Origin of the sequence: Megasphaera cerevisiae DSM 20462 (assembly GCF_001045675.1) — a bacterium.
Lineage (GTDB): Bacteria > Bacillota > Negativicutes > Veillonellales > Megasphaeraceae > Megasphaera > Megasphaera cerevisiae.
On the sequence record NZ_LEKT01000007.1, the window covers coordinates 17,912 to 43,457 of the forward strand.

Below are 25,546 nucleotides of genomic sequence, written 5' to 3' on the forward strand. Positions count from 1 at the left end.
CACATCGTGCGATGTGTCTTTTTCTATCGATTTAGGCATTGAAGAATGCGTTACTGCAAAATATCCAAGATCTGTTCTACCGAGCCGACGATATAGTCGGCTTTTTCTTTTTCAAACATAGCCCGTGCCGCCGGACCATCCAGGCCCGTCAGGGTACCGATCATGACGGCCCCCATCGCCTTGGCACACCACACATCCGCCAGGGAATCGCCGACGATGCAATAGGTTCCTTCTTTGTAATCGTCAGGATGACTGACGTAATCGGCATACCGCTCGGGATATTTGCCGAAAGCACCGGCATAGTAGCCAAATGGATTAGGCTTGCCCAGAGACATATGCAGCATCTTCGATGCTTCCTCCACATCGGTCTCCGTGACGACATAGCGGGGATCAAATTCCGCAAGCCAGCCATAGGTTTCAAAAGGAACCTGCAATTCCATACGCGAACGCCCCGTGGCAATGGCAATCTCATACCCACGGCGTTTCAATTCCTGAAACATATGGCAAATCCCTGCCGCCGTTCCCAACGGTTCTTCACGGCGCAAAAAGCCCAGTTTTCCCGGAGCATATGGTTTTTTCCCATAGGTCTGCGTGTATAATGCATCGCCGAAATACCATTCTTGAAAAGCTTCAAAATGCATATTCCACAGAGGCGATCCCAGCGGTGTCCACTGTGCCGTATCCGGCCCCAGTGATGCCGCTGCAGCCCCAGTGATGCATGCAAAGACTTCATTCTTTCCGGCAGCTTCCGGGACCGTCGCCACTAGTTGTTCCAATACCTGAGCGGCCTCGGGAACGGCATATCCCTGCAGCACATCTCCCCATGCCTGCACATCGGCCATGGTGTTCAGCGAAGCCTGTACCGGCCCGCCGTTATCCCGGACATACTGCTCCAGCAGCAGCCACAGGGTGACCACAATATGGGCATGTACCATATCCCAATTGCTGTTGACACCATGCCCTTTAAGCCAGGTCAGGATTTCATCATTTTTCCAGAAACGGGCCCGCAGCGCATTGATTTCCCCATCTGTCAACTCCGCTTCTACGATTTCCCGCCCTAAATGCATAAAATTCCTACTGTAGTACCATTCCCAAACCACAAGGGCTGATACGTCAAAATAGCGTTTTTCACTAAGAAGTACACCGTCTACATCAAAAATAACCTTTTTCATGGCTCTCCTCAAAACGTCTTATCTAAATGGCCCACGGTCTTTTTATTGTCCTTGACGTGAGACCTCTCCTCCAATATTTTCATTACGTCGTTGATATCCACGCCCGTCGCTTCCCATACGACAGACAGGTGATACAGCAAATCAGCAGATTCCTTGCACACTTCAAGCCGCAGATTTTCAGCTTCCGGTGATGCCTCTTCCGTAACGGCAGCGGCATTTTTGGCGGCAATGATAACCTCCGACGACTCTTCACCGATTTTCTTGCAGATCTTATCAATCCCCGTTTGCAGCAGATAGGCCGTATAAGACTTCTCTGTCGGATGGATGCTTTTTTCTTTGATTTCGTTTTTTAATTCCGCTAAAACAGATAAATTTCCCGTATAGTCTCCGTCCCATCCGGCCAGACGGCGGAAAAAGCATGACTTGTGGCCCGTATGGCAGGCGGCGCCAGTCTGATCTACCTGTATCAAAAGTGTATCAGCATCGCAGTCAACAAATATAGCCCGAACGGTTTGAAAATGCCCCGACGTTTCTCCCTTATGCCACAGGCACTGCCGGCTGCGGCTGTAAAACCAAGTGTTGCCGCTTTCGATGGTTTTTTGCAGCGATTCAACGCTCATATAGGCAACCATCAGTATTTCACCGCTGCAGGCTTCCTGAATGACTGCCGGAACGAGGCCGTGCGCATTAAACCGTATCTCTGTAAGTTCCACTGTATCCATTATTTTTCTGCCCCTCTCATGGCAATTCCCTGCCCTTTCAAGTATTGTTTCAAATCGGGGATATCGATCTGACCGAAATGGAAAACGGACGCTGCCAGTGCGGCGTCTACACCGACATCAAAAACATTTTTAAAGTCCTCCATGGTACCGGCACCGCCGGAAGCAATAATCGGCACCGGCAGCTCTGTTGCCATGCGGCGGTTCAATTCCAGATCGAACCCGGCTTTTTCACCGTCTGAATCCATGGAATTCATGCAAATTTCACCAGCGCCGAGGGCAACACCTTGCTTGGCCCAGGCGATGGCATCAATACCCGTGTTTTTACGTCCGCCTTCCACATAAACCTGCCAGCTGCCCTTGCCATCCCGCTTGGCATCTATGGAAAGCACAACACACTGGCTGCCAAACCGCTGTGCTGCTTCCCGAATAAGCTCAGGGCGCAGGACTGCCGAGGAATTGACCGACACCTTATCAGCACCGGCCCGCAGAACCTGATGAAAATCGTCAATGCTGCTGATACCGCCGCCGATGGTAAACGGGATATTGATCGTCTCCGCTACGGCACGGACGACATCAATAAAAATATGACGCTGTTCATGGGTCGCCGTAATATCATAAAAAACCAGTTCATCAGCCATCTGATCCGAATAATATTTTCCCAATTTGACAGGATCATCCACATCCTGTATATGTTTAAACTGCTTGCCCTTGACGACGCGTCCGTCGCGTACATCCAGGCAGGGCACAATACGTTTTGCCAGCATTCTATATTCCCCCCAACGCACGAATTTGTTCCATCGTAATCCTGCCCTCATACAAGGCCTTGCCTGTAATCGCCCCATACATATGAAGAGCCTCCAGTGCCTTTAAATCATCAATACTGCTCATGCCTCCCGAAGCAATCAGCCGGATAAAAGGCAGCTGCTGCAGCTGCGAAAGCATATTCATATTCGGGCCAGTCAGCATGCCATCCCGACTGATATCAGTATATACGATTGTCCTGACGCCAATAGATAAAAGAAATTGAGCAAAGGGAAGCACTTTTTTATTACTGCCACTGACCCAGCCCCGCGTGGCTACCGTATCGCCCTTCGCATCAATAGATACGGCCAGCGATGATCCGTAGGTTTGTGCCATCGCGGTAATAAACGCTTCATCCTCCACCGCCTTGGAACCGATAATCACACGATTAACACCCTTTTCCAAATATGTTTTAATAGCTTCCTCACTGCGGATACCGCCGCCTACCTGTACCGGAATATTCACAGCTTCACAAATACGGCCAATGACACCGGTATTACACCGGCTACCGGAAAAAGCTCCGTCTAAATCAACGACATGCAGAAAAACAGCTCCTTCGCTGCACCATTTCACAGCAGCTTCTACTGGATCATCAAAATACGTCGTACTGTCATCCTTAATACCCTGACGAAGTCGGACGGCATGCCCATTTTGTATATCTATTGCCGGAAATACGATCATGATCTCATCCTTTCTTCTGTACGTAGTCAAGAATATTCTGCAGAAGCTGAGCACCTACACGGCCGCTTTTTTCAGGATGAAACTGCATCCCCAGCACATTATCTTTACCGCAGATAGCCGGTACAGGCTGTCCATAATCAGCGACAGCAATGACATCGGGCGTATCTACCGGCGATTTATGATAGGAATGGACAAAATATACGTACGGGTGAGCCGGAAGATTCTTCTGCAGCCAATGAGACTGCTTAAATTCCAGTTCATTCCAACCCATATGAGGTACCTTCAGCCGCGTATGAAAAGGGACAATTTCACCAGGCAAAAAGCCCAGCCCTTTATAGGTTCCTCCTTCGTAATCCGTTTCAAACAATGCCTGCATCCCCAAGCAGATGCCCATAAAGAATTTACCGGCATGAACCTGTTCCTGCAGTAACGGCACCAGATCAAATTTTTCCAGATTACCTATGGCGTCACGGATAGCACCGACACCGGGAAGTTCTATCATATCCGCACTGCGGATAACAGCAGGGTCGCGTGTGATCTGTGCCTCCACGCCAAGACGCAGCCATGCGTTATACACATTCGCCAAATTGCCGACTTCATAATCAATAACCGCTATTTTCATTATTACAACACCCCTTTTGTCGAGAGAACGCTGTTTTCATCGCCTTCAATGCGGATTGCCTCTTTTAAAGCATGACCTAACCCTTTGAAAACGGATTCCACAATATGATGGGCATTTTCCCCGTACAAATTTGTCACATGGAGATTCATGCGTCCGTGAACAGATACTGCATACAAAAATTCCCGCAGCATTTCTGTTTCAAAAGTACCAATACGTTCGACGCCGAGCCTGACATCATATACCAGATACGGACGGCCGCTCAAATCAATAACAATCCGCGTCAGCGCTTCATCCATAGGGCAGTAAAACATACCGTAGCGGTTGATTCCCTTTTTATCTCCCAACGCCTCTGTCAGGGCATCGCCAAATACGATGGCCAAATCCTCCAGCGTATGATGCGTGTCCACATCCAGATCTCCGTCGACGTGAAGAGAAATATCAATGCCGCTGTGGCAGGCCAGCAGATTCATCATATGATCAAAAAAGCCGACGCCCGTCGTTCCGGCAAAAAGCCCTGTTCCGTCCAGATTAAGGGAAACAGCAATCTGCGTTTCTGCTGTCTCCCGTTCTATTTGAGCGCTGCGCATGGTACTACCTCCCTTTGGAAAACAGAAATAACACGGCGTATGACGTCCATAGTGGTCACCGTAATGCGCAAGCAGTTTTCGAGCTCCGGCGCTTTATAAAACCGGACACAGATATCAGCCTGACTGAGCGCTCTAACCATGGCCGGCCCGTCTGGAACATGAACCAGGACAAAATTAGTGACACTGGGATATACGGTCACACCGTCCAGCTTGCGAAGAGCCGCCATAAGATATTCCCGCCCTTGTATTGTCGGCGGTATATTGTGCTGCAAAATTTCATCACGGTATGCCATAGCGGAAAGTCCCAGAAGCTGTGACATATTATTCATATTGTACACCAGCTTGGTCAGAGACAGGGCCGCAATAACATCCTGCTGCGCGACCGCATAGCCAATACGCATGCCGGCAAGGCCAAAAGCCTTGGACAGGGTCCTGATAACGATCAGATTATCATATTGATCCAGCTGTGAAATAATGCTTTCCTGACCGGAAAATTCCAAATAAGCTTCGTCAATAACCACGGGATTGGACGAAGCCTTTAATACCTCCTCCAAAAACGACAGCGGCAGCAATTCTCCCGTCGGGTTATTGGGATTGCACAACATCGTTATCTTCGGCCGCAATTCCGTTACCCTGCGCAAAAACGTATTTCTATCCCGTTTAAATCCTTCCAGATCGGGAACCTTGACAACATTGGCTCCCAGCACCTGGCCGTCTATTTCATATACATCAAAGGTTGGGGTATGGATGAGCAGCGTATCTCCGGCATTCATAAAGGTGTTCAAAATAAGACTGATAATTTCATCACCGCCATTGCCTACCAGAATTTCATCTGCCCGGCGCGACACATATTCTCCCAGCGCCGTCCGCAGCTCCTCCGCAAAGGGATTCGGATAGTGATAGAGCGGTCTCTTTTCCAAGCGAGATAAAAAGTCAACCTTAACATTAGGAAAATCAAAAATATTGTAAGGACTTTCATTGGCATTAATAACAGTATTTTCTTTTATTTCCGGCACTTTATACGGTTCAAAATCACGAATCGTATCACGAAGCCATGCATTATTCATCAATTCTCCTCCTTACTGCCAATCCATGTGCTTGTAATCCTTCTACGTCGGCAAAACGCATAACCTGATCTGCCACAGCCATAAAGGCTTTTTTATCATATTGGAGAAGACTGCTGCGTTTAATAAAATCATATACGCCAAGAGGCGACGAAAAGGCAGCGGTTCCCATCGTCGGAAGTGTATGATTGGGCCCAGCAAAATAATCTCCGATCGGTTCCGGCGTATATGCACCAATAAAAATCGCCCCGGCATTGACGATTTGATCGATATAGGTTTCCGCATCCGGAAAATCAATTTCCAGATGTTCCGGAGCAATAAGATTCATAATCTCTACAGCCTGCATTCTGTCTTTTGTAATAAAAATTTTAGCGTGATTTTCAATGGAAGCCGCAGCAATTTCCTTTCGCGGAAGTTCTTCCAGCTGCCGCTGCACCTCCAGCTCCACTTCACCGGCAAAAGATGCGCTCGGCGTGACGAGAAACACCGCGGCCCGGCGATCATGTTCCGCCTGTGCCAGCAAATCAGCGGCGACCCACACAGGATTGGCAGTGTGATCAGCCAATATTCCAACTTCACTGGGACCGGCAATCATATCAATGCCCACCGTACCGAAAACGAGCCGTTTCGCCATTGCTACATATGCATTACCCGGTCCGACAATTTTAAATACGGGCGGAATACTTTCCGTGCCAAAGGCCGCGGCAGCAATCCCCTGAGCCCCGCCAACCTTATAAATTTCTGTAGCTCCGGCAATATGCGCTGCCGCCAGTACATAGGGATTGACAGTACCGTCCTTAGCAGGCGGCGTAAACACCGCAATCGAAGGTACTCCGGCCACATGCGCGGGAATAATATCCATCAGGACTGTCGACGGGTATGCGGCCGTTCCGCCCGGCACGTAGACGCCCACACGCTGAATCGGTGTGAATTTAGCACCGAGGCGGACGCCGGGACGAAAGGTTTCCAGCCAGCTCTGCTGCGTCTGACGCTGATGATATGCCCGAATGTTGTCTCCTGCTTCCTGCAGCACCGCAATCATTTCAGGACCAATTTTTTTTGTCGCTTCTTCAATTTCACGATCAGAGACCAGAAAGGTTTCCAGTCTGATCCCGTCAAACTTTTCCGTAAGCTCTCGTACCGCGTCATCCCCCCGCAGCTGTACGTCCTGCAAAATATGTTCCACGCTTTCACGAATATCGGCATTTTCAGCCTGATCCCGTTTCGTAATACAACGAATTTCCCGCAGAGACAATCCGTTATTGGGTACATCTATCCATTCCACGTTATACGCCCCCTATTATACTTCCAATTCTTTCTGCTGAATAACCTTCATCAGCTGCTGTATTTCACTATATTTGATTTTAAACGATACGGGATTGCAGATCATACGGGCACTGAAATCCATAAAATATTGCAGGACCTCAAGTCCATTAGCCTTCAAGGTATTTCCTGTTTCGACAATATCGACGATCACATCGGACAACCCCACCAGAGGCGCCAATTCAACAGAGCCATTCAACTTGATAATATCCACACTGTGATGATTTTGTTCAAAATACTGCCGGGCAATACGCGGATATTTCGTACCGATAGTAATGCGCCGTGTCATATCCACCTTTTTCCCGGCAATACCGGCAACCGCCATCCGGCAGCGGCCAATCCCCAGATCAAGAACTTCATATACTGCTGCGCCGGAAGCCTCTTCAACCAGAACATCTTCGCCAACAATGCCAACATCTGCCGCACCCCGTTCGACATAAACAGCCACATCAGGCGACTTGACCAGTGTGACCTTCAGCATGCTTTTGCTGTCTTCAAAAATAAGTTTGCGGCTGTCTTCTGAATAGGTTGGGAACTCATAGCCGCTTTCCTGTAAATATTTCATGACAGCTTTATGGATACGTCCCTTGGCCAGGGCAATATGAATAGCCATCTTAAAGCCTCCTCATTAATTCTTCCAGTTCCTCTGCCGTCATAGCCTTCCCGTCCTTGTAATACGTTCCGTTCCGATATATAGCATGAATACTATAATCACGACTATCTATAAAAGAAGAATCAGGATATGCGGCAACACGAAATCCCCGTGCCCGCCAATTCATAAGATCACGAATAACAGTCTGGTCACTTGCCGTATACGATACGGCAAGCTGGAAAGATGGTTCAGCATCAGCCAAAAGGCCGGCGTCACTCATAAATTCATACAGCAAGTTAATATTCATGCCAAATCCGCAAGCAGGCCTATCCACGCCGAAACGTGCCGACAACGTATCATACCGTCCTCCGTCAATCACATCATACAAGGCGCCGTCTACGTACACTTTGAACACCATATCCGTATAATAATCAAGACGGTTGGCAAATCCGAAATCCAGTTGTATCTTACCGGCAAAACCGGCATACAAAATATAATCATAGACTCGTTCCAGCCGTGAAAGCGCATTTAACATGCCGCTGTTGATACTGTAATCACGCGCCTTGCTGAGCGTCTGCGCATAGGGGCCAAATAATACGGGCAGCACTTCAAGTGCTCTGCGGGCATCTCCGGTCAAGGGCAAGGTGGCAATATATTTCCGGCACGCCACCAGATTTCTATCGGCCATATACATTCGCAGCGTGTCTTTTTGTTCTTCTTCCAAGGGCAGTCCGTCAAACAAAGCCTGCGTATACGCCGCAGTTCCCATATCAATGCGAATAGTTTCCACACCAACCGCCTTTAGTATTTCTGCGGCCATAACGATGACTTCTCCATCACATTCCGGACTTGAATCCCCTAATATCTCGATCCCTCCCTGGAGAAAATCCTTTCCATACGTACTGCGTCCAAAATATTCACGAAAAACCGTGCTGACATAGCCAAATTTAAGCAGCTGATCCTGTCGCGGAAATTCTCGGGCCGCGGTTTCCACGAGCGGCAGCGTCACATCAGGTCGTAAAACTAAAACTCGTCCGTCCGTATCAATGGTTTTAACCATCTGCTGCCGTAAATGAGGAAAGAAATGCTGATATACATCATAATCTTCAAAGCTCGGCGTCTCAATAATCTTGCAGCCGTGATTCATAATGACAGAAATAATTTTTCCTTGAATTCGGTCATAATTGCGCATTTCATCATGATGAAGCATTTTCACCCCATCTAATGTATTATTGTTCATTCTATGACCTCCTGTATCTCTAAATTAAAAGCATATTTTCTTTATTACTTTATCTCGGTAAAGTAATAAATTGTCGAAGTAAATTGTAACACAAAGTTGGAAAAATAAAAATACCTTTTGCAAATTTTTTTACATTTTTACGTATAATTTTCATAAATCAGATCCTGCTGATTTCAAAATCTTTTTAACAGCCTTTTCAAATTTGGGACGCGGGATCATAACACGATGCCCACAACCACAGCAGCGAACCACAAAATCCACACCGATACGCAGTACTTCCCATTCATTTGAGCCGCAGGGATGGGCCTTTTTCATCTGTACGACATCTCCAATATGATAACGGACAAAATTAGCCATAGTATTACCACTCCTTTATTATATATGTTTCATTATATAGCCTAACTGCCGTAAAAGATAGGGGCGCCGCGGGACGGGTGCTCTTGTAAGGGCTGGCCCTGTGTGTTACTATAATGGATAGCGAACGGCATCATAAGGCCGTTCTCACTACATTACGACACGAGGAGGAATCTGTTTTGGCTTCATCAACAGATCTGCAAAAGCTGCGTCACATATATGTCGCATTATACACGGTCGGCGGATGCTGTTCTCTCATAACCGTCGCTCTTTTAGTATGGATCGCATTCTGTATCGCCGTCGAGAAAGAACCATTGGCTGCCATTGCATTTTTACCTGCCATGCCATCGTTTTTTATATTTATCATATTGATCGCAATACTGGTTATCAGCATTACTGCGTGGCAGACCGGCGCAAAATATCATCAGCAATATGAGCTGCTGCAAAAAAAGCAGCGGCAGGAAGGAGGACTATATGAGAAAAATTGAGTTTATGGACCTCTTGAAATATTATTTTCGCAAGAGCGACAAAGAAGATCTGAAGGGCATTTTGGAAGACTGTGAAGAACAGTTTCGCCTTGGTGCAAAGGAGGGGCGAACAGAAGAAGATGTCTGCCGCAAGCTGGGACATCCAAAAAATATTTACCGCTATTATATTGGCAAGCCCATTGTCCCAGAGGACAATGCCAGCTTGGCGGCTGCCGCGGATTGCCAGCCATCGTATAAACCGCAGAATGCCGCTCCGTATGACTGGGAAAAGGATCCGGAGCGGCGGCGCCGCCGTGAACAAAGCGAATCGTACTATCATCAACCAGACGACTATCGCTACCAACAGCCCCAGGCATCTTCTCACCCCTATAGAGAAGATGCGGAAACGGGAAGAGATTTCAAATGGGATACTGATTCTTCTGTCCCCAAGGCAGCAAAAGCAGTGGCTAGTCCTTTTTTGGATATTTTAGGGACGCTTTTCGGTATCTTGAGCGGTTTCCTGTATCTCGGTGTCGCCGCAGCTGTTATTGCCTGCATTGCTATTGCCAATCTGCCGGCGTTCTTGTACACAGATCTGCTTCCCTTGCCTACCCTTTCACTAACAACCATGGTATTCACCGTTCTGGCTATCCTGTTCGCCGCCTTGACCACTTCCTATGCCGGTCAAGCCTGCCATGATGCTTCCCGCGGTACAGGCACACGTTCATCAGGGAGGAATTCATAATGGCAAAAGTACTCATCTGCTTTATTCTGACATGTGTATTTTCATTTTTAGGCTTACAGTCTTTTATGACCAAGGACTACGGGCCATTAAAAGAATGGCTTACCTATTATCAGGAATATAAAGCTCTCCAAGGCGCTTTAAACAAGGGAAATACCAGCAAGGATGAGCTATTGGCTAAATTAAAAAAAATGTATCCTGAACGGGCACAGGAACTGGAAAACAAATTTAAGGAAAAATACGGAGATGTGAAGGACAGTGCAGCAGATACTCAAGATACTATTGAATCAAAATTCAGCGACACCGTATCTTCATCCCGTACGGAACCTGCTCACACGGGCAGCTCACGTCAGGAAACGCGCTCGTCTCAACCCCAGGCTTCATCTTCATCCCGTTCTTCTTCCAGTCGTGCAACAGATAAAAATGCGGATACCGTCCAAAACAATAAATCCAGCCGTTAACATTTTGTTATATGACATGGTTGTTTTTTTCTTAGATTTTATTATCAAAAAATAATTATTATCTGTTGATTTTATATTGATGATGTATTATAATGAACTTGTCAGCAAGGTTTGGAGAAATTCTTCAGACAATACTATTGCATTTAATCATTGTAACTATTTTTTTGAGGAGGTATGTATTATGGAATTAAAAGGAAGCAAAACAGAAAAGAATTTAGAAGCAGCATTTGCCGGTGAATCGATGGCCAGAAACAAATACACGTATTATGCCAGTGTTGCAAAAAAAGCAGGGTATGAACAAATAAAGGGCTTCTTTGAAGAAACGGCTAATAATGAAAAAGAACATGCTAAGCTTTGGTTCAAATTGCTCCACGATGGTATGCCTGACGATATCAACGCACTGAAGGACGCAGCTGCCGGCGAACATTATGAATGGACTGAAATGTATCCAACATTTGCCAAAGAAGCTAAGGAAGAAGGCTTCAACAATATTGCGTACCTTTTTGAAAAAGTAGCTGAAATCGAAAAGCATCATGAAGAACGGTACCTTGCCCTTTTGGCAAATATTGAAAACGGCACGGCTTTCAAAAAACCAGAAAAGAAAACTTGGATCTGTCGTAACTGCGGCTTCATTTATGAAGGTGATGTCGCTCCTAAGGTATGTCCAGTTTGTGCGCATCCGCAGGCTTTCTTTGAATTGAAAAACGATAATTTTTAAAAACTACGTATCGTAAATACCGTAACAGTAAATAAAAGAAGCTGTCTCTATATGGAGGCAGCTTCTTTTATTTACTGTTACTTATTCTTCGACTCTAAACCGATACCCGTTTCCCCAAACGGTTTCGATAGCCGTAAATTCCGGTTTTATTTCATTAAGCTTATCCCGCAGGCGATTTACATGAACGGTAACGGTTGCCAATTCTCCCAATGCGTCAAGATGCCAAATCATTTCAAAAAGATATTTCTTAGAAAATACTTGATTGGGATGCCGGGCTAAAAATAACAGCAGGTTAAATTCTTTTCCTGTCAGCATAATTTCCTTTTTACCACGGAAGACTTGATGCCGTTTGATATATATACGCAGATCTTCAACCTGAATATCCGGCTTATTTTCATCCAACGCCTGCGGCCGTGCCCCCAACAGCCGTTGATGTATATCCAAATGCGCTTTCAGCCGCGCCGTCATTTCCGACGGGTTGAACGGTTTGACAATATAATCGTCGGCACCTAATCCCAATCCCTTTATTTTATCCTCATCACTCCCCCTTGCTGTGATAAAAATAATCGGAACGTTACTGATGTCGCGAATCTTCCTGCAAACGGAAAATCCATCGGTATCTGGCAGCCCCACATCAAGCAGCACAGCATCAATCGCTCCCCCGTCAAATACCTTCAAACCTTCTTTGCCACTCATGGCAACGGTAACTTCAAAACCGCTTGCTTCCAAAAAATCTCGCTCCAATGCGGCAATCATGCTGTCATCTTCAATTGTCAAAATGTGCGCCATATAAATTCCCCCTCGTTGCAATATTTCCGAAAATACTATTTCCCCGTTTGTAATCTTCGGAATCCATAATCAAGAATAGCCGGTGCATCCTCCCAACGATCATCATCATTGAACAACGCCAAAACCAATGTATGCCCATTCCGAGTTGCTGCTGCTACCAAACAATCTCCGGCAGCATTCGTAAACCCCGTTTTGACTCCATCGGCCCCTGCATAGCCGCTTATTAAAAAACGGTTTGTTGTCGTGACATGTTTAGAAGGCCGTCCATCCAAATATTTTACATCATAAGCTGGTAAGCTTACAATATAGCGAAATTCAGGAAAGTTTTTCATTCCATACGCAGCCATTTTAGCCATATCCACGGCTGTCGTATAATGCCGTGCAGCCGTCAGCCCGTTAGGATTGACAAAATGCGAATGAGCGGCCCCCATTTTTACCGCCTCGTTATTCATCATCCCGGCATAGCCAGCTACGGACCCGCCCAGAGTTTCTGCCACCGCAACAGCGGCATCATTTCCCGATACGACCATCATTCCCCGCAATGCTTCACGCACTGTAAGACGGTCACCGGGAGCAATCCCCAATACAGACGGTTCAGTATCAGCCGCTTCTTGAGAAATATTAAGCGGCTGATCCAGTTTATCTTTCCCCTGATCCAAAGCAGTAATCAGCGTCACAATTTTAGTGGTGCTCGCCGGGTGAATCCACTTTGTAGGATTCACCTGATATAAAATTTTACCAGAATCAACATCAATCATACATGCCGATTCCGCAATGGTAGACGGCACTGCCGCCTGCACAGAGGCGAACGCCGCCGTGCATATCATGAATGCCGCCATAAATACGGCTGCTGAAACCATGTGTCTTATATAAGAAAACATATCTGACACTCCTTACTTATATTTTTTTCTTTTAATTATTAATTATCTGTCAAATTAGTCGTAATGTCAATTAATTCTAACAAGTTCGTAAATAAAAAAAACAGTCTCTGCCCGGCAGAGACTGTTTCCATATCTATATTTTCCCAAAAGCCTGAAATCCAGGGTACATGGCACCATCGCCCAATTCTTCTTCAATTCGTAAAAGACGGTTATATTTAGCTACCCGTTCACTTCGATTAGGAGCACCAGATTTGATCTGGCACGTATTCAACGCAACAGCTAAATCGGCAATCGTCGTATCCTCGGTTTCCCCGGATCGATGAGATACAATTGCACGGTACCCCGACTGCTGCGCCAACTTAACAGCTTCCATCGTTTCCGACACGGTTCCTATCTGATTCAGCTTTATCAAAATAGCATTACTGCAGTCAAGAGAAATCCCCTTGGCTAAACGTTCCGTATTCGTAACAAACAAGTCGTCGCCTACAAGCTGAACACGCTGCCCCAGCTCTTTTGTCAAAATCTGCCAGCCATCCCAATCCTCTTCATCTAACCCATCTTCAATTGAATAAATGGGATACGCATCCACCAAGTGCCGCCAATGCGCAGTCAGCTCCTGAGAGGTAAAGGCCTGCCCGTTTTTCGGCAATACATATTCACCGGGCTTAGCTCCCTTCCATTCGCTGGCCGCAGCATCAATGGCCAAGACAAAATCTGTTCCCGGCGTATAGCCTGCTTTTTCAACTGCGTCCAAAATATATTGAAGCGCCTCTTCATCACTGGCCAAATCCGGCGCAAAACCGCCTTCATCACCTACAGAGGTTGCCAGGCCCTTGGCTTTTAAAATACCAGATAAGGCATGAAATACTTCCGTGCACCAGCGCAGCCCTTCCCGAAATGAAGGCGCACCTGCCGGCATAATCATAAATTCCTGCACATCGACAGTATTCGCCGCATGGGCCCCGCCATTTAATATATTCATCATAGGAACCGGCAGCCGGTTGCCATTAATACCACCCAAAAATCTGTATAAAGGGATCTGCAGCGACTGCGCAGCCGCTGCTGCGCAGGCAATCGACACGGCCAGCATCGCATTGGCTCCCAATCCAGACTTATCAGTCGTTCCATCTGTCCGGATCATCACCTGATCAATATGATAGATATCAAACGGACTTACTCCTTTTAATACATTTTGTATGTCCTTCTGTATATGTGCGACAGCTTGAGACACGCCTTTGCCGCCATACCGCCGTGAATCCCCGTCTCGAAGCTCAAGTGCTTCAAACCGTCCTGTCGACGCTCCGCTAGGCGCAGAGCCTCTGCCGACAGTTCCGTCGGTAAGAAGAACATCCGCTTCAACGGTAGGATTACCGCGGGAATCAATTATTTCTCTTCCTGTAATTTGTTCTATTCTGACATCTTTCATATATGCTATCCTCCTTGTATCTGACATTGACAGCCAGTATATGCGACTTTCTGCATTGCAAAATGTCGCCTGTCAAAACAATGATACTGTACCCTCATTATACAATACAGGATCAGTATAGTATATACATTCAACCAAAAATTTTATTGCGGTTGCGTATTTGTCCCACTAAGCCAGCAGATCGTAAACAATCACCAGTATCTCATCAGATGCCTCTTTAAAGAGCCTATCTCTGAATGTGCAAAATGTGCCAAACCGGTCTCCCCTGCAAGGAAAACCGGCCCTGTATTTATCATATTTTGTTCTGCTGTGATTCCGGCATTTTAATATCTGCATGAAACAGTTCCTGCCCCAGCGTTTGTATCCAAAACCCAATAAGCTGTCCATATGCTTCCCGGCCGTTACCGGCGGAAGCTGCCTTCATAGCATATGTCATAAAGTGCTGTGCCCAGGCATATCCCCGTCGTTCAAATGCCGCCTTTTCACTTACAGCAGAAAGACGTTCCAATAAGGGCATAAAGATATCCCGTGTCACTTCCAGCACTTTCGAAGTAATTTCATAGGTATATCCCATTCCCTTTTGATGTTCCTGCATGAAAACGAGTGCCAGCTGATCTGACCGCCGACTTTCATCCGCATAATCAAGATGATAGGCTTCCAACAGAAGCCGTTGCCTATCTTCTTCCTTTATAAGCTGATAGGCGCCGAACTTAATAATTTCATATATCCGATCGTCATATGCGCTTTCCATTTCAATGATCTTTTCCCTCCACTCTCCCCAAGTAAGGGCAACGCGGCAGGTATAATCATCAAAAGACGGCTGTCCCAGAAAATCACATACTTCCTGCGAGGTCACGGGTACCGTCAGATCCGGTATATGCCAAACCATGTATTTTTGATTTCGGTCAATGTACAGGCAGGGACTTTCCATATGAATCTGAGCCTTGCAATGAGGGCATTCGTAAAAAAACAAGGTTTCGTCCGTCAAAATACGCAGACGCAATGCCGGATCCCTCGTACCGTCAATACAATCCCATGTATGAAAGGTTCCCGTTCCCTTGCAAGCCGGACATGTCAGCGTGAATACCGCGGCATGAGAACCTGCGCCCTCTCCATCAAAGCTCATATTCCGCAATCCCTTCATCATATGATTTCATAACAATATCCGCCGCTTTTTCAATATCAATAATGCTGCGCGGCTGGCTCATATCCAAAAACGGGCGCAGTGCCCGTTTCATGCTGCGTATTTTTTCAGCCATAATGATCGGATCCGGATCCGTTTCGCAAACACGCAGCATAACCAGGGATATCATTGCTTCCTCTACCATAGGCCCTATTTCGTTCTTATCCGCATCATTTAAGTGCTGCAGCCAAAAGAAAACAGCCGCTTTTGTATAAATCGCCTGCATATCTTCATCAATGCAAACCAGATCAATACGGTTCAGGCCTTCCCCTTCCGTCAAAATCACAGGCACAACAGCTGCTGCCGCCCGCTGCAGAGGATACCGCTTATCTTCCGTACTAATGGATGTAAATGCAATATGCCGCAGCTTCTTTTCTTCTGCCATATAAATACTTTTCCTATAGCATGAGATCAAGGTGTCCTCTTCACCCCGCTTACCGCCAATCCAATACGGTCCCACTGTATGAATTACATATTTTGCCGGCAGTTTATAGCCGAAGGTCATCTTGGACTCGCCTTCAGCACACCCCTTCAGCGCCCGGCAGGCTGCCGTCAACGAAATGCCGCCGGCCCGATGAATTTTATTATCCATCCCGCTTACACCAAGCAGCGTGGAACTCGCCGAATTTACAATAGCATCCGCTTTCCATTTTGTTATATCTCCTACTAAAACGCGAAACTGCATAGTATCACCCCCTTCAAGTACATAGACTTTAATAGTTTGATTATATCATATTCACCGCATGTGATGCACGTATTGAATATGTTTATTTTATAAAAGTACTAATGGATTTTTTCAGATTTTCAATAGCTTCCACATTATTCTCCCGTACCGCATCCACAATACAATGATCTATATGATCCTTTAAAACGACCTTACTGACACTGACAATAGCTGAATCGACGGCAGCCAGCTGCATAAGCACCTCGCTGCAATCCCGGCCTTCGTCAACCATTCGCTTAATTGCCTCCAGATGGCCGCTGATGCGAGCCAGCCGGTTCATCACCATTTTCGTCTGTGTATGATTGTGCCGGTGAGGTACATGCCCGCCGGTATGTATCTGAGACACTGCCGGCAGCTCCGTATCTTCATCCACATATTGCGCATATGGCAGTTCTTGATCTTTAATTACCTTTATAAAATAAAATTGTGCCGTATCCATTGCAATCGCAACGGAAAAGCCGCAGCCAATAAGCTGTGATTCCAAGATATCCACCGGCGGCAGCAGACACGGCGGTTCCTCTGCGCTGTCTCCCCGGAGGCGGTTCACACATTGTCGTGGCATATCATGCATAATGATCAGGCTGCCTTGCCGTTTAAGCGTGCCGTACATTTTTCGTATAAAATCTCTTGCCCTGCCCGCCATATGCGGATATACGTTTAAACATATAACGGCATCATAGCACTGATCAGGAAAATCGTATTTTAAAATATTACCTTCCGTAAAAACAACCTCGCGTAAATGACTGAATTTTTCTCTCGCCTTGTCCAGCATTTGCCGCGAATAATCAAAAGCTTCAACCATCCCCTGCTCACCTACCGCCTCATGAAGATAAGGAATAAGTGTTCCTGTCCCACAGCCGGCATCTAATACATGTGCTCCAGGCGGAAGTTCTGACAGCCGCATCATATACGCCAATATTTCCCGATTCTCTTTTCGGTCCCGATCCCATGTATCGGCATAATTCTCAAAAAACACATGTTCTTTATCCATTCTATCCACCAACACCTTCTCTGCATTTCTAATTCCGATACGGACAATACCCGGCAGCACTATTTACTCCCTGTCATACGCAAAACATCGTTTCCAGCAATCAATACCGACACCACCGACATTCAAAAACAAGATTTTCTTCCACCGCTCCCGTATAGACTGCCCGTCAAAAATCTCTGCAGAAACCAATTCGTCCGCCGAGGCAAAGTCACAACCTCCGGGAATATCACACAATCCGACCCAGTAGGGTTTCTTCTCATTCACTTCAGGCGCATATCCTATAATGTGTTCCCGTTCTTCCGGATCATCTAAAAAGCAAAAACTCGTTTCATCTATACATTCTCCAGAGATTAAATGCTTCATAAAAATGACATAATGCAAATTTGCCAATAGCTTCACCTTTTTCCGTCCCCACATAAAAACAACCGCTCCAGCAAAAACTGTGCGGTTTATCTTTTTCTGCCAATACAGTATGTCTACACACACAGCATATCAAATATACGATACCATCAAATACCCTATCCGTCAATATGAATACCCTGCGTACCCGGCAACAAAAAAAAGCTCATCCTTTGGGATGAACCTGATTTATAATTTCCTCAATCATACTGAATGACCATATATATCTTTATTTGGTGCGGTCGGGGGGACTTGAACCCCCACGAGTTTTCACCCACTACCCCCTCAAAGTAGCGCGTCTGCCATTCCGCCACAACCGCATGTGATTTTTTTTTGGTGCTCAGGGACGGAATTGAACCGCCGACACGGGGATTTTCAGTCCCCTGCTCTACCGACTGAGCTACCTGAGCAAAAAAATGGCGACCTCGATCGGATTTGAACCGACGATCTTCGCCGTGACAGGGCGACATGTTAAACCGCTACACCACGAGGCCGTTTCATATTGCCGAAGCGCTTAACGCCCCGAACAAAAAACATTTTACCATGTCCATACATGTTTTGCAAGTCTTTTTTTATTTTTATTTTTAAGTATGCGCATTTTTAATAGGAACTTATCCGTTAGCTCTATGTAATCTTTTGTATTTGATGTATAATAATCTCGATATAAAAATACTTTACATAACGTTTACACGTTTTACAGAAAGGTTACCGTGCCATGTTTCCTCCAGACACCAAAATGTCGAAACAATTTACATCTGCGAATACCCCTGCATCCCCTGCCTTAAAAAAAACAGGCCACACTATATTTTACCTGTTGTGTATTTTTGCCGTCATCTACGCTCTGTGTATCCAGTGGCAGTTTCTAGTGTCTCTCGGTATGGGGCCCGATAATATTGAAGATATGACGCTGGGCCTGATTCCGGCCGTGGGCGCCGTAGTTCTGTCTTTGGCCATTTATTGGCGTCATTTATCCCTTGCCGCGATTCTGCCGACCGCGATGATCGGTATCGGCTGGATTATTACCGGCCCGTATCTCAGTTATATTTCTTTGCTGAATCAAAATACATTGTATTTAAATAATATATATGATATATATGTGGGCCTGTATCTTTTTGCCATATTATTTTGCATCAATATGTTTCTCAAACAATATTTAGGCCGCAGAATGAGTGCTGTTATCATGTTGATTCTGCAATTTTGCTCTTTTTTTATTATTGCCCTCCAGTGGGTATATTTTGCCCTGTATCATTCAAGTATCACAACTTCCGGCGCCTTGCTTATTTTCCAAACCGGTCCGGCTGAAACTCTGGAATATTTCCATTCCTTGGGACTCATGAAAATCACCTTTATCGTCTTATTATTAGCAGCTATCATCATCGGGCTGTATACGGCCAATTACAGGCAGAACACGCTCCCTAAAACGGCGGTATATCAAAAAATGCTGCCGCTTTTATCTCTGCTGATTATTTTTCCGTCTGTCGGCGCACTGGGAGAAGAAATTTTCCCGGAAGCTTTTCCTATCCGTACATTTTTAGATACGCACGACTACATGAAACGATCCGATCTATATGCAGAAAATCACGACAGCAAATTTGCTAATCTTCAGGCAGTGCAATTAAATCCAGCAGATTACCCTAATACAGTCATCGTAGTTATCGGTGAATCAGAAACACGCACTTTGATGAACGCCTATAATCCTGACCACGTAGCGAATACTCCTTGGCTTACGTCTATGAAATCCAATCCTGATTTTACGTTGTTTACTAATGCCTATGCCTGTGTCTGGTATACCGTGCCGGTTCTCGAACATGCACTGACAGAAGCTAATTTTTATAATAATAAGGAATTTAATCAATCTATTTCTATTATTGATATGGCAAAAAAAGCGGGCTATAAAACCTATTGGTTCAGTAATCAAGGTTCCGTTGGCGTTGCCGATACGCCGATCACCCTTGTCGCCAAAACAGCCGATGTTTCAGAATGGGTTGACCGCGATTTGAAGGAATCCACATTAGATGGGGTTCTACTGCAGTTTTTAAAAAAAGTAAACCCAAAAGAAAAAAATTTTATAGTCCTCCACGTCATGGGCAGTCATATTGAATATCGCAACCGATATCCTGCAGAATTTCAAAAATTCAACGACGGTAAACTCAACCAAGAAGCTGATTTTGATAATACAGTACTGTATACGGACTGGTTCCTGTCCCAGGTATATAACTATGCCAGGGAAAATTTGAATCTGGACGCTATGATATATTTTTCCGACCACGGCAGCGACCCTGAAGTTGCCCGCCAGCCGGACAGTGCCAGCTTCAAAGTACTGCGTATCCCCATGTTCTGTTATTTATCAGAAGCGTATCAGCGTCGCAATCCCATGATTTATAAAACGATCAAAGCACATAAAGACAAGTACTTCACAAATGATTTGGAGTATGAATTCATTTGTGGGATTCTTAATATGCAATCTCCCAACTATGATCCGTCATACAGCCTTGCGTCTCCCAAATGGAAGCTGGAACGAAAGGATTTAGTAACTCGTTTTGGTCAGACCAGTCTCATGGAAGATACGGAATATTGATAAAATCCTATCTTATTTCATAATTATGTGTTATATAAAATGCGGAGCGGCCTGCAGCAGGCGGCTCCGCATTTTCAATCCCCAGCCGCCATGGTATAATAAAATAAATTCTTTTTCTCGCTATCCGTTTCTTTTTACCATCCGATTATAAAAGGAGGTCTCTCATATGGCAACTCTGTGTACCGGCGTAGCATTATTTCCTCATCCGCCGATTATGCTGCCGGAAATCGGCGGCAGCGAATTGAACAAAATAAAAAAAACTGTGACTGCCGTCACTACAGCTTCTCGCATGCTGACTGACCAAAAGCCAGAAACAATCGTTATTATATCACCACATAATTATGTGTTTCCTGACGGTGCCGCTATTTTCCCGGAGCCCAAACTATATGGCAACTTGGGAAATTGCGGCTATCCAGAGTTAACCATGCAGGTAAATACAGATATGGAGCTGGCTGGAGAAATAATGGCACAGGCAGCCAACATCGTGCCGCTGCATGCCCTCGATCAAGCCTGGGGCATAAAATACGGTCATCCTGTCCAAATTGATCAAGGTTCTTTCATTCCTTTATATTATTTGCGTCAGGCCGGCTTCACCGGCGCCATCGTTATGATGGCGCCCCGCTTTGACGATTACAATAGTATGACTGTCCTCGGTGATATTACGATCAGGGCTGCCTTAAAAATAAATCGCCGCATTGCCGTCATTGCTTCCGGCGATTTATCTCACCGCCTTCTGCCGAACTCTCCAAACGGATATACGCCTACCGGAGAAGTTTTTGATAAAACCGTCATGACCGCTTTAAAAAAGCAGGACCTCCATCTGCTGCAAACGATGCCTGCCTCCCTTATTGAAGATGCAGGCATGTGCGGCCTTCCATCTATTTATTTTCTCTTTGGCGTTCTCCGCCATCTGCGTCCTGTCATGCCGGTCTATTCATATGAAGGTCCTTTCGGTGTCGGATATGGGGTTGCATTGTACCTGAACGAAGGAGAAAAACGGCTTGCCGAAAACAGTGTGACCACAGATATACGTGTTCGTCTGGCCCGGCAAAGTATTTCCTATTACCTGCACCATCATACCTACATGCCTCTTCCCGATTCATTGCCAGCGGAACTGGCCGGCCAGGCCGGAGCTTTTGTTTCCATTCATCAGGGCACGAACCTGCGCGGCTGCATAGGCACCTTTCTGCCAATGCACCTAACCATAGCCGGGGAAATTATTCATAATGCCGTATCAGCGGCTACCCGAGATCCTCGTTTTCAGCCTGTCAGGCTGGGCGAATTGGATGATTTGTCAATTTCTGTCGATATTCTTGGCGCCCCGGAATCGGTGACTTCGGCAGATCAACTGGATCCCGAAAAATATGGTGTCATCGTTATGAGTCATGCTCGTACGGGACTGCTGCTGCCTGCACTGGATGGTGTTGACACCGTACAACAGCAGTTGGATATTGCTAAGGAAAAAGCGGGGATTCCACCACAGGTGCGACCTGATATATACCGTTTTACAGTAACCCGTTATCTATAGGCGGCGCGATGGAAGCTGTATATTACAAGAAAGTCGGCGGCAATGAGGTCATTTGCAGGCTTTGTCCTCATCACTGCCGACTCGCTAACCGAACCAGCGGCCTTTGTCACAGCCGTTTTAACGATAATGGTACGCTCCTTGCTTTGAATTACGGAGAATGTACTTCCGCTGCACTGGATCCAGTTGAAAAGAAGCCGCTTCGCAGATTTTACCCAGGCCGTGCGATCATGTCGCTGGGTTCCTGGGGCTGCAATCTATCTTGCTCTTTTTGTCAAAATTGGCAAATATCTCAAAAACGGCCGGACTATACGAAAATAACGCCAGCACAAACCGTTGAGATCGCCATTCAGCAAAAGTCAAATGGCAATCTCGGCCTAGCCTATACCTACAATGAACCTACTATGTGGTATGAATTTATCTGCCAGACAGCACCGCTCATTCATTGCGCCGGTCTTTACAACGTCATGGTAACGAACGGATATCTGGAAGAAGCACCGCTGCAGAAGCTGCTGCACTATATAGACGCTTGGAATATTGATTTGAAATCTTTTTACAATACATTCTATCAAAAGTATTGCCATGGCACGGCAGACCCTGTAAAACGCACGATCACCTTAGCGGCAGCAGTAAGTCATGTAGAGGTGACGGTTTTGATCATCCCCGGCGCCAACGACACCCCGGCAGAAATGAATGCTCTGTCAGCCTGGCTCGCCGCTGTCCGGCCTGATATACCGCTGCACATTACGCGGTATTTTCCGCAATATCATATGACAGCACCGCCGACCTCTGTCACCCTGCTGCAGACACTGGCAGCAGCAGCGCGACGGCATCTGCGCTACGTATACATTGGCAATATATAGGCAGGAGGATATAAAACAAATCCTTCTGCTTTTTTATTACCATAATCTATTATATACTATTCAAAATCGATACTGACGTTAAACGATTATCGTTTTTCACGCTATCTTGCCGCACCGGTTCAGCGTGTTATAATTTATATTCATACAAATAAAAAAGAAGTGGTGATATATATGTCTTTAAAAGAATTTACTTTTGGTATTGGCGATACTTTTCAGCGCGTCTCCCTTCCGGAAGAACACATTTCTGACATAATGGAGGGAAAACACATTCCCGCCGCAGATGTAAAACAAGCAACGCTGACCTGCATGCGCCATCCTATTGGCAGTAAGCCGCTACGGCAAAAGGTGCAGAAGGGGGATTCGGTCTGCCTGGTCGTAGCCGATGTCACCCGCACGTGGAATAAATCCAGCCAATTTCTCATCTACATAATTAACGAATTAAACGATGCCGGCATTCCTGATTCTGATATCTGCATTGTTTTTGCGCAAGGCTCACATCGCGCACAGACACCAGAAGAAGACGAACGCGTCTGCGGTGCGGAAGTATTACAACGCATCAAAACGTATCAGCATAACTGCCAAGACCCGACACTTGTCAACCTTGGCAAAACAAAACTCGGCACGCCTTTAAAAATTAATAAACATGTCGTGGATGCGGATAAAGTAATCCTTATAGATGGCATTACTATCCATCTTTTTGCCGGTTACGGCGGCGGCCGAAAATTGATTCTGCCCGGCGTATCCGGTTATGAAACAATTCAGCGCAACCATTGTCATGCCCTGGCTGAAACGATCGGCGGCGGTGTCAATCCCCATACCCGCGCGACCGTTTTAGACCACAATCCGCTCCATGACGATATGATCGAGGCCTGCCGCATGATCAATCCCTGCTTCCTCGTCCATTCCGTAATCAACGCCGATGGGGAGATCTGCCGCATGATAGGCGGGGACTGGCACGATGCATGGCTCGAAGGAACCCGGGAGGTTTTCACGATCCAGGAAGTCCCGATGAAACAAAAAACCGACGTGGTCTTTGCCTGCGCCGGCGGATATCCCAACGACGTCAGTCTCTACCAAGGCAGTAAATGCTATGACCCGGCAGAAATGGCCGTCAAAGACGGCGGCATCGTCATTGCGATCATGGAAGCGCGCGATATAAAAGAACCGCCGGCCTATATGGGAAGTTTTACCTATTCTTCCACGGAAGAGATGGAAAAAGCCTTGCGCGCAAAATTTACGATTCCTTTTTTTGTTGCTTATAAATTATTTTGCTTCTGTCATCGCTGCACCGTCATCCTCGTCACCCGTCCGGAAAACTTTGCCGATATCCGCCGTACCGGTCAAATTCCCGTAGCAACGGTTCAGGAAGCTTGGGACCTGGCGCAGCAAAAATTAAAGGAACAGGAAAAAACGGAGTATACGATCAATATTATGCCGCACTGCACAAAAATTGTGCCTATTCTCCAAGACCATTCCTAATACGATATACAGGTGAATCCTGTTCGAGTATACTGTCAAGGCAATTCAAACGGTATATTCGGGCAGGATTTTTTATTTGGACAGAATTTTACCATTATTGTGCAACTACGATTGTTTTTTATTATTTCATCTATGCTATACTATAAAAAATAGTATGTATTGTCCAAATTGTTCTGCATAAAAGGAGCGAGACGCATGAAGGTTACCAGAATGGATAATGCCTGGGGCGGCAAAGGCTATGCCCTGATCAAGGAATGTCTCAATGAAAAACAAATGAACGGGAAGATTGCGCTTTTTGCCGAAGTAACGCTGCCGCCCGGCTGTTCCCTGGGTTATCATGAACATTATGGGGAAAGTGAAACCTATTATGTGCTGGCCGGAACAGGCGCATATAACGATAGCGGCGTCATGCGCATGCTCATGAAGGGCGACACTATTTATATACATAACAACGGTCATTCTATCGACAATGTAGGAAACGATAATCTGATATTTATGGCGCTGATCATATTCGATTAATTTTTTTATATTTTATGCATATAAATCATAATAATTTAATATAAAAGCATGACAAATATACTGTTTCATGCTATAATACAAATAAGAAAGTAGGTGAGTCCAATGAACACAGAAGTGGTACCACACATGATGGGCGGTAAGGGACACATAGTAAAGAATACGCTTCTTACGGAAGATCAAATGAACAGCAAGAATCGTATTTTTGCAGAAATGACGTTAGAACCTGACTGTTCCTTGGGCTATCATGTACATCATGGCGATGCGGAAGCGTACTATATCCTTTCCGGTGAGGGCGAATATGACGATAACGGTGTAATCCGAACCGTCAAGGCAGGAGATGTCACGTATACCCCGGACGGAAAAGGCCACAGCTTGGAAAACAAGGGCAGCGAAAACCTCGTTTTTATCGCATTGGTCATTTACAACTAAATACAAAAGGTAGGAGGATGCGTACCAATCAGGTTCGTTGACATGTATAACGAATTAACGTATCAATATTTTCAAGTACTTCGAACTTTTCGAATAGTTTTTAGTTTTTCGGGATAGATTAGTCCATTGCAGAAAACAAATGTATATGTTTTTTTAGTGAGGTTAAAGATACCAGAACCAAAAACGAGATAAATATGAATCCTATAACATAAAA

The 25,546-nt window shown here is 45.9% G+C and carries 28 protein-coding genes and 3 tRNA genes; 10 read left to right on the top strand and 21 right to left on the bottom strand.

Annotated features, from left to right (window positions below; all coding sequences use genetic code 11):
- Positions 1-50: 50 nt before the first annotated feature.
- The 11 genes from AB840_RS03335 to AB840_RS03385 all read right to left on the bottom strand — a co-directional run bounded on the left by AB840_RS03335 (position 51) and on the right by AB840_RS03385 (position 9,161).
- Complete coding sequence (locus AB840_RS03335; RefSeq protein ID WP_171969690.1) at positions 51-1,172, bottom strand: HAD family hydrolase; 1,122 nt, start codon at positions 1,170-1,172, stop codon at positions 51-53.
- Between the two features lie 8 nt (positions 1,173-1,180).
- Entirely contained in the window at positions 1,181-1,894 is a 714-nt protein-coding gene (hisIE, locus tag AB840_RS03340) for a bifunctional phosphoribosyl-AMP cyclohydrolase/phosphoribosyl-ATP diphosphatase HisIE (protein WP_048513417.1), read from the bottom strand.
- On the bottom strand, positions 1,894-2,658 hold the full coding sequence (hisF, locus tag AB840_RS03345; protein WP_048513418.1) for an imidazole glycerol phosphate synthase subunit HisF: 765 nt from the start codon (positions 2,656-2,658) through the stop codon (positions 1,894-1,896). Before hisF ends, hisIE begins: the two co-directional genes overlap by 1 nt.
- A gap of 1 nt (position 2,659) precedes the next feature.
- The gene (hisA, locus tag AB840_RS03350) at positions 2,660-3,376 is read right to left on the bottom strand and encodes a 1-(5-phosphoribosyl)-5-[(5-phosphoribosylamino)methylideneamino]imidazole-4-carboxamide isomerase (RefSeq protein ID WP_048513419.1); all 717 of its coding nucleotides are present in this window, start codon (positions 3,374-3,376) and stop codon (positions 2,660-2,662) included.
- A gap of 4 nt (positions 3,377-3,380) precedes the next feature.
- Entirely contained in the window at positions 3,381-3,998 is a 618-nt protein-coding gene (gene hisH, locus AB840_RS03355; RefSeq protein WP_048513420.1) for an imidazole glycerol phosphate synthase subunit HisH, read from the bottom strand.
- 2 nt (positions 3,999-4,000) lie between these two features.
- Positions 4,001-4,585 (bottom strand): imidazoleglycerol-phosphate dehydratase HisB, encoded by a 585-nt coding sequence (gene hisB / locus AB840_RS03360; RefSeq protein WP_048513421.1) that lies wholly within the window; start codon positions 4,583-4,585, stop codon positions 4,001-4,003.
- Entirely contained in the window at positions 4,567-5,652 is a 1,086-nt protein-coding gene (gene hisC / locus AB840_RS03365) for a histidinol-phosphate transaminase (protein ID WP_048513422.1), read from the bottom strand. Before hisC ends, hisB begins: the two co-directional genes overlap by 19 nt.
- Positions 5,645-6,934 carry a histidinol dehydrogenase gene (gene hisD, locus AB840_RS03370; RefSeq protein WP_048513423.1) on the bottom strand — a complete coding sequence of 430 codons (1,290 nt, stop codon included), beginning with the start codon at positions 6,932-6,934 and terminating at the stop codon, positions 5,645-5,647. Before hisD ends, hisC begins: the two co-directional genes overlap by 8 nt.
- 15 nt (positions 6,935-6,949) lie before the next feature.
- Positions 6,950-7,585: an ATP phosphoribosyltransferase gene (hisG, locus tag AB840_RS03375; RefSeq protein WP_048513424.1), complete on the bottom strand. Its 636-nt coding sequence runs from the start codon at positions 7,583-7,585 to the stop codon at positions 6,950-6,952.
- Between the two features lies 1 nt (position 7,586).
- Positions 7,587-8,804, bottom strand: coding sequence for an ATP phosphoribosyltransferase regulatory subunit (locus tag AB840_RS03380; RefSeq protein ID WP_048513425.1), 1,218 nt, complete (start codon positions 8,802-8,804; stop codon positions 7,587-7,589).
- 150 nt (positions 8,805-8,954) lie between these two features.
- A complete protein-coding gene (locus AB840_RS03385) occupies positions 8,955-9,161 on the bottom strand; it encodes a DUF951 domain-containing protein (RefSeq protein ID WP_048513426.1) in 207 nt (68 codons plus the stop codon).
- A gap of 176 nt (positions 9,162-9,337) precedes the next feature.
- Between AB840_RS03385 and AB840_RS03390 the strand changes: the two genes are divergently transcribed.
- From AB840_RS03390 to rbr, 4 genes are all read left to right on the top strand, one after another.
- Positions 9,338-9,646: a hypothetical protein gene (locus AB840_RS03390; protein ID WP_078791665.1), complete on the top strand. Its 309-nt coding sequence runs from the start codon at positions 9,338-9,340 to the stop codon at positions 9,644-9,646.
- Complete coding sequence (locus tag AB840_RS03395; protein ID WP_072061744.1) at positions 9,633-10,370, top strand: DUF1700 domain-containing protein; 738 nt, start codon at positions 9,633-9,635, stop codon at positions 10,368-10,370. The genes AB840_RS03390 and AB840_RS03395 overlap by 14 nt, the downstream gene beginning before the upstream one ends.
- Positions 10,370-10,828 carry a hypothetical protein gene (locus AB840_RS03400; protein ID WP_048513427.1) on the top strand — a complete coding sequence of 153 codons (459 nt, stop codon included), beginning with the start codon at positions 10,370-10,372 and terminating at the stop codon, positions 10,826-10,828. The genes AB840_RS03395 and AB840_RS03400 overlap by 1 nt, the downstream gene beginning before the upstream one ends.
- Before the next feature lie 181 nt (positions 10,829-11,009).
- On the top strand, positions 11,010-11,546 hold the full coding sequence (gene rbr, locus AB840_RS03405; protein ID WP_048513428.1) for a rubrerythrin: 537 nt from the start codon (positions 11,010-11,012) through the stop codon (positions 11,544-11,546).
- 81 nt (positions 11,547-11,627) lie between these two features.
- On the opposite strand, the gene AB840_RS03410 is transcribed toward rbr, so the two are convergent.
- The 10 genes from AB840_RS03410 to AB840_RS03455 all read right to left on the bottom strand — a co-directional run bounded on the left by AB840_RS03410 (position 11,628) and on the right by AB840_RS03455 (position 18,433).
- Positions 11,628-12,335, bottom strand: a complete 708-nt coding sequence (locus tag AB840_RS03410; protein WP_048513429.1) for a response regulator transcription factor — start codon at positions 12,333-12,335, stop codon at positions 11,628-11,630.
- 35 nt (positions 12,336-12,370) lie between these two features.
- Positions 12,371-13,216 carry a D-alanyl-D-alanine carboxypeptidase family protein gene (locus AB840_RS03415; protein WP_048513430.1) on the bottom strand — a complete coding sequence of 282 codons (846 nt, stop codon included), beginning with the start codon at positions 13,214-13,216 and terminating at the stop codon, positions 12,371-12,373.
- 133 nt (positions 13,217-13,349) lie between these two features.
- Complete coding sequence (eno, locus tag AB840_RS03420; protein ID WP_048513431.1) at positions 13,350-14,642, bottom strand: phosphopyruvate hydratase; 1,293 nt, start codon at positions 14,640-14,642, stop codon at positions 13,350-13,352.
- A 292-nt stretch (positions 14,643-14,934) separates the two neighbouring features.
- The gene (locus tag AB840_RS03425; RefSeq protein ID WP_048513432.1) at positions 14,935-15,768 is read right to left on the bottom strand and encodes a CpXC domain-containing protein; all 834 of its coding nucleotides are present in this window, start codon (positions 15,766-15,768) and stop codon (positions 14,935-14,937) included.
- Positions 15,758-16,510, bottom strand: coding sequence for a macro domain-containing protein (locus tag AB840_RS03430; RefSeq protein WP_048513433.1), 753 nt, complete (start codon positions 16,508-16,510; stop codon positions 15,758-15,760). The genes AB840_RS03425 and AB840_RS03430 overlap by 11 nt, the downstream gene beginning before the upstream one ends.
- Before the next feature lie 82 nt (positions 16,511-16,592).
- Positions 16,593-17,540, bottom strand: coding sequence for a metal-sensing transcriptional repressor (locus AB840_RS03435; protein ID WP_048513485.1), 948 nt, complete (start codon positions 17,538-17,540; stop codon positions 16,593-16,595).
- A 63-nt stretch (positions 17,541-17,603) separates the two neighbouring features.
- Positions 17,604-17,957, bottom strand: coding sequence for a hypothetical protein (locus tag AB840_RS03440; RefSeq protein ID WP_048513434.1), 354 nt, complete (start codon positions 17,955-17,957; stop codon positions 17,604-17,606).
- A 216-nt stretch (positions 17,958-18,173) separates the two neighbouring features.
- Positions 18,174-18,259: transfer RNA gene (locus AB840_RS03445), tRNA-Leu, on the bottom strand.
- A gap of 14 nt (positions 18,260-18,273) precedes the next feature.
- Positions 18,274-18,349 (bottom strand) — tRNA-Phe (locus AB840_RS03450).
- Positions 18,350-18,356: 7 nt separating this feature from the next.
- A tRNA-Asp gene (locus tag AB840_RS03455) sits at positions 18,357-18,433 on the bottom strand.
- A 383-nt stretch (positions 18,434-18,816) separates the two neighbouring features.
- On the opposite strand from AB840_RS03455, the gene AB840_RS03460 reads away from it, so the two are divergent.
- The 6 genes from AB840_RS03460 to AB840_RS03485 all read left to right on the top strand — a co-directional run bounded on the left by AB840_RS03460 (position 18,817) and on the right by AB840_RS03485 (position 25,332).
- Complete coding sequence (locus tag AB840_RS03460; protein ID WP_234984835.1) at positions 18,817-20,517, top strand: phosphoethanolamine transferase; 1,701 nt, start codon at positions 18,817-18,819, stop codon at positions 20,515-20,517.
- A gap of 166 nt (positions 20,518-20,683) precedes the next feature.
- The gene (gene amrA / locus AB840_RS03465; RefSeq protein ID WP_048513435.1) at positions 20,684-22,045 is read left to right on the top strand and encodes an AmmeMemoRadiSam system protein A; all 1,362 of its coding nucleotides are present in this window, start codon (positions 20,684-20,686) and stop codon (positions 22,043-22,045) included.
- A gap of 8 nt (positions 22,046-22,053) precedes the next feature.
- The gene (amrS, locus tag AB840_RS03470; protein WP_048513436.1) at positions 22,054-22,905 is read left to right on the top strand and encodes an AmmeMemoRadiSam system radical SAM enzyme; all 852 of its coding nucleotides are present in this window, start codon (positions 22,054-22,056) and stop codon (positions 22,903-22,905) included.
- Between the two features lie 171 nt (positions 22,906-23,076).
- The gene (gene larAH10 / locus AB840_RS03475; protein ID WP_048513437.1) at positions 23,077-24,384 is read left to right on the top strand and encodes an NPN-dependent 2-hydroxyacid racemase, LarAH10 family; all 1,308 of its coding nucleotides are present in this window, start codon (positions 23,077-23,079) and stop codon (positions 24,382-24,384) included.
- 195 nt (positions 24,385-24,579) lie between these two features.
- A complete protein-coding gene (locus AB840_RS03480; protein ID WP_048513438.1) occupies positions 24,580-24,903 on the top strand; it encodes a cupin domain-containing protein in 324 nt (107 codons plus the stop codon).
- Positions 24,904-25,005: 102 nt separating this feature from the next.
- Entirely contained in the window at positions 25,006-25,332 is a 327-nt protein-coding gene (locus tag AB840_RS03485) for a cupin domain-containing protein (protein WP_048513439.1), read from the top strand.
- The last annotated feature ends 214 nt before the right edge of the window (positions 25,333-25,546 follow it).